Consider the following 2,666-nt stretch of genomic DNA (forward strand, 5'->3'; position numbering starts at 1 on the left):
TTCGTGACGCAAACTTTCGGTTCGTGTCATCTTCACAGTCACCGCAATCTGGTCATTCGACGCAAATTGCTTGGGTGTTATATGGTCAAGCCTCACGGGCAATTAGTATTGGTTAGCTCAACGCCTCACAGCGCTTACACACCCAACCTATCAACGTCGTAGTCTTCGACGGCCCTTCAGGGAACTCAAGGTTCCAGTGAGATCTCATCTTGAGGCAAGTTTCCCGCTTAGATGCTTTCAGCGGTTATCTTTTCCGAACATAGCTACCCGGCAATGCCACTGGCGTGACAACCGGAACACCAGAGGTTCGTCCACTCCGGTCCTCTCGTACTAGGAGCAGCCCCTCTCAAATCTCAAACGTCCACGGCAGATAGGGACCGAACTGTCTCACGACGTTCTAAACCCAGCTCGCGTACCACTTTAAATGGCGAACAGCCATACCCTTGGGACCGGCTTCAGCCCCAGGATGTGATGAGCCGACATCGAGGTGCCAAACACCGCCGTCGATATGAACTCTTGGGCGGTATCAGCCTGTTATCCCCGGAGTACCTTTTATCCGTTGAGCGATGGCCCTTCCATACAGAACCACCGGATCACTAAGACCTACTTTCGTACCTGCTCGACGTGTCTGTCTCGCAGTCAAGCGCGCTTTTGCCTTTATACTCTACGACCGATTTCCGACCGGTCTGAGCGCACCTTCGTACTCCTCCGTTACTCTTTAGGAGGAGACCGCCCCAGTCAAACTACCCACCATACACTGTCCTCGATCCGGATAACGGACCTGAGTTAGAACCTCAAAGTTGCCAGGGTGGTATTTCAAGGTTGGCTCCACGCAGACTGGCGTCCACGCTTCAAAGCCTCCCACCTATCCTACACAAGCAAATTCAAAGTCCAGTGCAAAGCTATAGTAAAGGTTCACGGGGTCTTTCCGTCTAGCCGCGGATACACTGCATCTTCACAGCGATTTCAATTTCACTGAGTCTCGGGTGGAGACAGCGCCGCCATCGTTACGCCATTCGTGCAGGTCGGAACTTACCCGACAAGGAATTTCGCTACCTTAGGACCGTTATAGTTACGGCCGCCGTTTACCGGGGCTTCGATCAAGAGCTTCGCTTGCGCTAACCCCATCAATTAACCTTCCGGCACCGGGCAGGCGTCACACCCTATACGTCCACTTTCGTGTTTGCAGAGTGCTGTGTTTTTAATAAACAGTCGCAGCGGCCTGGTATCTTCGACCGGCAGGGGCTTACGCAGTAAATGCTTCACCTCCACCGGCGCACCTTCTCCCGAAGTTACGGTGCCATTTTGCCTAGTTCCTTCACCCGAGTTCTCTCAAGCGCCTTGGTATTCTCTACCCAACCACCTGTGTCGGTTTGGGGTACGGTTCCTGGTTACCTGAAGCTTAGAAGCTTTTCTTGGAAGCATGGCATCAACCACTTCGTGTTCTAAAAGAACACTCGTCATCAGCTCTCGGCCTTAAGATCCCGGATTTACCTAAGATCTCAGCCTACCACCTTAAACCTGGACAACCAACGCCAGGCTGGCCTAGCCTTCTCCGTCCCTCCATCGCAATAACCAGAAGTACAGGAATATTAACCTGTTTTCCATCGACTACGCTTTTCAGCCTCGCCTTAGGGACCGACTAACCCTGCGTCGATTAACGTTGCGCAGGAAACCTTGGTCTTTCGGCGTGGGTGTTTTTCACACCCATTGTCGTTACTCATGTCAGCATTCGCACTTCTGATACCTCCAGCAAGCTTCTCAACTCACCTTCACAGGCTTACAGAACGCTCCTCTACCGCATCATCAAAAGATGATACCCGTAGCTTCGGTGCATGGTTTGAGCCCCGTTACATCTTCCGCGCAGGCCGACTCGACTAGTGAGCTATTACGCTTTCTTTAAAGGGTGGCTGCTTCTAAGCCAACCTCCTAGCTGTCTAAGCCTTCCCACATCGTTTCCCACTTAACCATGACTTTGGGACCTTAGCTGACGGTCTGGGTTGTTTCCCTTTTCACGACGGACGTTAGCACCCGCCGTGTGTCTCCCATGCTCGGCACTTGTAGGTATTCGGAGTTTGCATCGGTTTGGTAAGTCGGGATGACCCCCTAGCCGAAACAGTGCTCTACCCCCTACAGTGATACATGAGGCGCTACCTAAATAGCTTTCGAGGAGAACCAGCTATCTCCGAGCTTGATTAGCCTTTCACTCCGATCCACAGGTCATCCGCTAACTTTTCAACGGTAGTCGGTTCGGTCCTCCAGTTAGTGTTACCCAACCTTCAACCTGCCCATGGATAGATCGCCCGGTTTCGGGTCTATTCCCAGCGACTAGACGCCCTATTAAGACTCGCTTTCGCTACGCCTCCCCTATTCGGTTAAGCTCGCCACTGAAAATAAGTCGCTGACCCATTATACAAAAGGTACGCAGTCACCCAACAAAGTGGGCTCCCACTGCTTGTACGCATACGGTTTCAGGATCTATTTCACTCCGCTCTCCGCGGTTCTTTTCGCCTTTCCCTCACGGTACTGGTTCACTATCGGTCAGTCAGTAGTATTTAGCCTTGGAGGATGGTCCCCCCATATTCAGACAAGGTTTCTCGTGCCCCGTCCTACTCGATTTCATTGCAAAGGGATTTTCGCGTACAGGGCTATCACCCACTATGGCC

At 52.2% G+C, this 2,666-nt stretch carries 1 rRNA gene; it reads right to left on the minus strand.

Going from position 1 to position 2,666, the window contains the following annotated elements:
- Positions 1-81: 81 nt before the first annotated feature.
- Positions 82-2,666 (minus strand): 23S ribosomal RNA (locus KBY08_RS26195); the annotation flags it as partial.

This window comes from Pseudomonas sp. P135 (genome assembly GCF_020312125.1).
GTDB lineage: Bacteria > Pseudomonadota > Gammaproteobacteria > Pseudomonadales > Pseudomonadaceae > Aquipseudomonas > Aquipseudomonas fragariae.